Genomic DNA, 6,000 nt, shown 5'->3' on the forward strand with positions numbered 1-6,000 from the left:
GACACACACATGAAGGCTAAAGCGATATTTCTCGCCTCAGTCTTGCTAGTGGGTTGCCAGTCGTCCAGGCAGGACGCACCGGCGCCAGAACAGCATGCACAGAGTTTGTCTTCGGCTGGTCAAGATGGTGAAGCAGGAGAGTACACAGCAAATGGCCGAGCGAGCTCGGCGCGGTGGTTGGATAACAACAGTCCCGCCGCGCAACAGGACCTGTGGAACTTCATTAGCGACGAGCTGAAGATGGAGGTTCCGGAAAATTCCCGGATCCGTGATCAGAAAAGAAAGTACTTAAAAAGTAAGAGCTATCTCCACGATGTAACATTACGGGCAGAGCCGTACATGTACTGGATAGTCGGGCAGATTAAGAAACGTAATATGCCGATGGAACTGGTACTGCTACCCATAGTGGAGAGCGCTTTTGACCCACACGCCACGTCAAGTGCCAACGCCGCAGGGCTATGGCAAATCGTGCCGCAAACGGGTCGCAATTATGGTTTGAAAAACAATCAGTGGTATGACGGTCGACGCGATGTCGTCGCCTCGACAACCGCTGCGCTTAACATGATGCAGCGCTTGAACCGCATGTTTAACGGCGACTGGTTACTGACCGTAGCCGCCTATAACAGTGGTGAAGGCCGCGTGATGCAAGCGGTGAAGGCAAACAAACGCCAGGGTAAGCCAACCAATTTCTGGGCATTGTCGCTTCCGCGTGAAACGTCAATCTATGTCCCGAAAATGCTGGCACTGAGCGACATCATCAAGAACAGCAAGAAATACGGCGTGAAACTCCCGAAAACGGATGAAACCCGTGCGCTGGCTCGTATCGATGTCGGGCAGCAGATCCAGCTAACTCAGGCGGCTGAGATGGCAGGGCTTTCAGTCACCAAGATGAAAGCGTATAACCCAGGCTACAAAAAAGGCGTTACGGCACCCAACGGGCCCCATTACATCATGGTTCCCAAAGGGCATGCCGATCAGCTGAAAGACTCGCTGGCCGATGGCCAGATCGCCGTGACTCAGCCAACGACGCAGTTGGCGAAGAACAGCGGTTTGACCGGTGGCAGTTCGTATAAAGTGCGCTCAGGCGACACTTTATCGGGCATTGCCAAGCGGCTGAACGTTAAGACCAGCGATTTGCAGAGTTGGAACAACTTACGCGCCAAGAGCGCCATAAAAGTTGGGCAAACCCTGCAAGTGGCCAGCAATACTGGCAGTAACAGCAGTATCACCTACCAGGTTCGTAAAGGTGATTCGCTCGCCAGTATCGCACGTCGTCACGGCGTCGATATTAACGACGTGATGCGTTGGAATTCAACGCTCGCCAAAGGCAACCTGCAGCCAGGTCTGAAGCTGACCCTGTTTGTCGGCAACAAGATGACGCCGGATACTTAAATGTTCGGCACAAAAAAAGCACCCTTCGGGGTGCTTTTTTATTACCTGCGATTCACCATACCGGCGAGTCTTTCTCCGGATGAAACTCCACCAACAACGGATTGTGATCCGACGCGCTGGTCACCAGCACCGACGCCTCTACGACCCCAAGATTGCGGTAAAACACGAAGTCCAACGGACGGCCAAAAGCCTTGCGGCGGTGATCGTCGGTGAAGCTCACTTCGCGCAGCGCCATTTCGCCGGCGAAGTCATACAGCGCATTGATGCGCTTGCGGCTCCACGCGTTGAAATCCCCCGCCATAATCACCGGCCCCCGGTGACTGGCGATCTGTTCGCCTATCGGCCCCAACTGCTTGCTGTAGACGTCGACGCCCAGGCTAAAGTTCACCGCATGAATGTTCACCACCATCAACAGTTCGCCATTGTACAGCGGATAAACGGTGATCAGGGCCGACTTGGACAGCCGCAGCAGCGGCTCTCGCTCGCGCAGCGGGCAGCAGTAAACCGGATGAGCGGCCGCCAGCGTCATCACGCCGGAAGGATGCTGCGGCAGCACAAAGGCCGGAACCTGATCGGCCGCCAGATAGTTGGCGGTAGCGTAGCTCACCAGTTCCGGCGTGGTTTGCGCCTCTTGCAACAACACCAGCTGCGCGTCTTTGCCATGGTTTTTCAGCACCGAAAGCCAGTCGGCTCGCTGCTGTTTGAAAATATTCCATACCATAACGCGCAGAGCGCCGGTCGTCGGCAGCGCCGCCCCTGGCGGCAACGGCTGGTTAACGGCGCCAGGAAAGATTCGCTCAACTGGCTGACCTGCAACATACCTCATTGCATAAGTTCGTTTCGGCACGCGATTCGCCTATTACCCATTAACATGAAAACTGGCGATGAAGACTCGCCAACGATGAATTGATTATACGCCTACCCCGCATAGAGGGCATGGCTTTTGCGGGCATCACCTTTTCAGTTATAGGGGCCACCTGCAGCGATTTCAATCTTCTGACGGTATAGCTGTGTAAAGACAGGGAGTAATAGGTGAAAAATGCGAAAAGGCCCGCAAAATGCGGGCCAGACAACAATGATTTTGTGTATCAAGCTGTTTGCAGCTGAGACTTTTTATCCAGGCGGCCGCTGAGGCTAACCAGCAACAGTGCAACTACCACGATCAGCGCGCCAATCCAGGGGGTCTGCGCCAGCCCCAGTGAGGCGACGGTCTGACCGCCAATCACCGAACCGAGCGCAATACCGATGTTGAACGCCGCGATATTGAGACCGGACGCCACATCCACCGCATTTGGCGTGTATTGCGCGGCTTTCTGCACCACATAGACCTGCAGCCCCGGCACGTTACCGAAAGCGAACACGCCCATCGCAATCACCGTCAGCAAAGCGGCAATACTGTGGCTGGCGGTAAACTGAAACACCAGTAACAAAACAGCCAGCGCGGCAAAGATAAAGCTCAACGCACGCACCGCCCCATGGCGATCGGCCAGCTTGCCCCCCCAGATGTTACCCACCGCCACCGCGACACCATAAGCCAACAGTATCCAGCTCACGGTCGGAGCAGAGAAGCCCGCCAGTTCCTGCATCATTGGCGCAAGGAAGGTAAAGGTCGTGAAGACCCCGCCGTATCCCAATGCGGTAATTGCGTAAATCAGCAGCAGACGAGGATGGGTCAGTACTTTCATCTGTTCCCGCACGCCGGCGCTGCCCTGATTCTTGATATTGTTCGGCACCAGAATAATGCTGGCCACCGTAGCGACCGCGCCAATCAGAGAAACGGCCAGGAAGGTTTCACGCCAGCCAAACTGCTGGCCGATGAACGTCCCTAACGGTACGCCGGTCACCAGCGCCACCGTCAGGCCGCCAAACATGATGGCGATGGCGGAAGCCGCCTTCTCTTTCGCCACCAGGCTCGTCGCGATAGTGGAGCCGATAGAGAAGAACACGCCGTGCGCCAGGCCGGTCAACAACCGGGCAATCACCAGCGATTCATAGCTGGGTGATTGCCAGGCCAGCAGGTTACCGAGAGTGAACAGCACCATCAGGCCAACCAGCAGCAGCTTGCGCGGTATACGGCTGGTCAGGGCCGTCAGCACCGGCGCGCCAATGGCCACGCCGAGGGCATAGATAGTCACCAGCAATCCAGCGGACGGTACGGTCACCCCAATCTGCTCCGCGATAGTCGGGATCAACCCAACAATCACGAACTCGGTCGTGCCGATAGCAAAAGCGCTGATGGTTAAGGCAAGTAATGCGAGTGGCATTTTTTACTCCGAAATAGCATTCAAGTTGATGACGGCTATTATCTGCCTATGCTTAAATGATAAAAATGCTCAAAATTTCAAATTAACTTTGCTATAGGAGCAAAAATGAAAGCAAACTCAGACGAGCTGATCACCTTTGTCACCGTAGTGGAAAGCGGCAGTTTCAGCCGGGCGGCCGAACGCCTGGAACAAGCGAACTCCGTAGTCAGCCGAACGGTAAAAAAACTGGAAAGCAAACTGGGCGTGACGTTGCTCAACCGCACCACGCGCCAAATCAGCCTGACTCAGGAAGGAGAGAATTACTTTCGCCAAGTGCAGAAGGTACTGAACGACATGGCCGCGGCGGAAAATGCGCTGATGGAAAGCCGCCAGCGTCCGCAAGGTCTGCTGCGCGTCGACGCGGCAACGCCGGTGGTGCTGCACATGCTGACGCCTTTAGTGGCGGAGTTCCGCGAACGTTATCCTGAAATGTCGTTATCGTTGGTGTCTTCGGAAAACTTTATCAACTTGATCGAGCGAAAAGTGGATATCGCAATCCGCGTAGGCGAACTGACCGATTCCACACTGAAAGCGCGCAAACTGATGACCAGCTACCGGCATGTGCTCGCCTCTCCCGCCTATCTGGCTCAACACGGCACGCCGCTAACGGTAGAAGATCTTGAACATCACTGCTGCATCGGCTTCAACGACCTTCCCAGCTTGAACCGCTGGCCACTGGCTTGCTCAGATGGCAGCCAGTTGGAAATCACCCCAGGCTTGACGACCAATAGCGGAGAAACCCAGCGCCATCTCTGTCTGCATGGCAACGGTATCGCCTGCCTGTCGGACTTTATGAGCGACGAAGATATCAAACGTGGAGATTTGGTCCCGATTCTGGTGGAAGCGACACTGCCGGTCGCCATGCCGATCAACGCGGTTTATTACAGCGACAGCGCCGTCAGCAACCGTCTGCGCAGCTTTATTGATTTTGTGAGTGAATACCTGAAACGATAAAAAAGGCGCCCCGATGGACGCCTTATGCTGACTACTGCAAGGAATGATTAATCCCAGTTTGGCGCCAGACCTTCTGGGCTAACCAGACGGCCGTTGCACTCCAGTGCGGCAATCTGCGCCATATCTTCGTCGGTCAGCGTCAGTTGCTGCGCCAACAGGTTGCTCGCCAGGTTTTCACGCTTGGTCGAAGAAGGAATAACCGCATAACCCAGCTTCAATGCCCAAGCCAGGACAACCTGTGCTGGGGTCGCATTGTGACGAGCAGCAATGCTTTTGATCGTTTCGTCCTGCAGCGCTTTGCCGTAGGCCAACGTCATGTAAGAGGTGATGGCGATGCCGTGCTGCTGCGCAAATTCTACCACCTTGCGGTTCTGCAAGAACGGTGACAGCTCGATTTGGTTGGTGGCGATTTCATCGGCGCCAATCGCGTCAATCGCTTGCTGCATCAAGTCGATGGTGAAGTTAGATACGCCGATTTGGCGGGTCAGCCCCAGCTTTTTCGCTTCCAGCAGCTCAGCCATAAATTCGGCAACCGGCACTTCGTCGTTGGGTGACGGCCAGTGGATCAGCGTCAGATCAACGTAGGACGTTTGCAGTTTTTTCAGGCTTTCTTGCAGGCTTGGGATCAGTGCGCCTTTCGCCAGGTTCGCGATCCAAATCTTGGTGGTGATGAACAGGTCTTCACGTTTCACGCCGCTGGCAGCGATAGCCTGGCCAACAGCCGCTTCGTTTTCATAGATCTGTGCAGTATCAATAGTGCGATAGCCCAGCTCGAGTGCGGTGCTGACAGAATCGATAACAACCTGATCCTGAAGGCGGAAGGTACCTAAACCAAATGCAGGGATGCTCATAATGTTTTCTCTCATTAATGGGTAGATGTGGTATGAGGAAGATTATGGCAACTTTTTTATTGATCAAAAACGCCTGGTTCGGCATAAGACTTTTGATCTAAAGGCAACAATATGGGGAGTAAGGCGGTAAGGAAGGACAATTCCGGCCTGAAAATCGCAAAATATAGATATGAAAAAGCCCTGAGTCAGAGACTCAGGGCTTATCAATTAAGTGGCGGAACGGACGGGGCTCGAACCCGCGACCCCCTGCGTGACAGGCAGGTATTCTAACCAACTGAACTACCGCTCCACCGATTCTTTTACGTTGCATCTTTCGATGCCGGCAAATTCGCGCTTTGCGATTTGCGCATTACCAGTCGTCACACTGATAACGTTTATTTGATGCCTGGCAGTGTCCTACTCTCGCATGGGGAGACCCCACACTACCATCGGCGCTACGGCGTTTCACTTCTGAGTTCGGCATGGGGTCAGGTGGGACCACCGCGCTATTGCCGCCAGGC

5 protein-coding genes, 1 tRNA gene and 1 rRNA gene are annotated in these 6,000 nt (G+C 54.6%); 2 read left to right on the forward strand and 5 right to left on the reverse strand.

Going from position 1 to position 6,000, the window contains the following annotated elements:
- The first annotated feature begins 9 nt into the window (after positions 1–9).
- Positions 10–1,392 carry a murein transglycosylase D gene (mltD, locus tag BVU99_RS13440; protein ID WP_099817540.1) on the forward strand — a complete coding sequence of 461 codons (1,383 nt, stop codon included), beginning with the start codon at positions 10–12 and terminating at the stop codon, positions 1,390–1,392.
- Between the two features lie 52 nt (positions 1,393–1,444).
- Here the strand turns inward: mltD and BVU99_RS13445 are convergent, their stop codons facing one another.
- Together BVU99_RS13445 and BVU99_RS13450 are read right to left on the reverse strand one after the other, a co-directional pair.
- Complete coding sequence (locus tag BVU99_RS13445; protein ID WP_025160092.1) at positions 1,445–2,239, reverse strand: endonuclease/exonuclease/phosphatase family protein; 795 nt, start codon at positions 2,237–2,239, stop codon at positions 1,445–1,447.
- 241 nt (positions 2,240–2,480) lie between these two features.
- On the reverse strand, positions 2,481–3,656 hold the full coding sequence (locus BVU99_RS13450) for an MFS transporter (protein ID WP_025301649.1): 1,176 nt from the start codon (positions 3,654–3,656) through the stop codon (positions 2,481–2,483).
- Positions 3,657–3,761: 105 nt separating this feature from the next.
- Between BVU99_RS13450 and yafC the strand changes: the two genes are divergently transcribed.
- Positions 3,762–4,649, forward strand: coding sequence for a DNA-binding transcriptional regulator YafC (gene yafC, locus BVU99_RS13455; RefSeq protein ID WP_025301648.1), 888 nt, complete (start codon positions 3,762–3,764; stop codon positions 4,647–4,649).
- 47 nt (positions 4,650–4,696) lie between these two features.
- Here the strand turns inward: yafC and dkgB are convergent, their stop codons facing one another.
- From dkgB to rrf, 3 genes are all read right to left on the reverse strand, one after another.
- Positions 4,697–5,500, reverse strand: coding sequence for a 2,5-didehydrogluconate reductase DkgB (gene dkgB / locus BVU99_RS13460; RefSeq protein ID WP_016929009.1), 804 nt, complete (start codon positions 5,498–5,500; stop codon positions 4,697–4,699).
- Positions 5,501–5,712: 212 nt separating this feature from the next.
- Positions 5,713–5,789, reverse strand: a tRNA-Asp gene (locus tag BVU99_RS13465).
- A 94-nt stretch (positions 5,790–5,883) separates the two neighbouring features.
- Positions 5,884–5,999: ribosomal RNA gene (rrf, locus tag BVU99_RS13470) — 5S ribosomal RNA — on the reverse strand.
- Position 6,000 lies beyond the last annotated feature (1 nt).

Source organism: Serratia sp. OLAL2, from assembly GCF_002752475.1.
Lineage (GTDB): Bacteria > Pseudomonadota > Gammaproteobacteria > Enterobacterales > Enterobacteriaceae > Serratia > Serratia bockelmannii.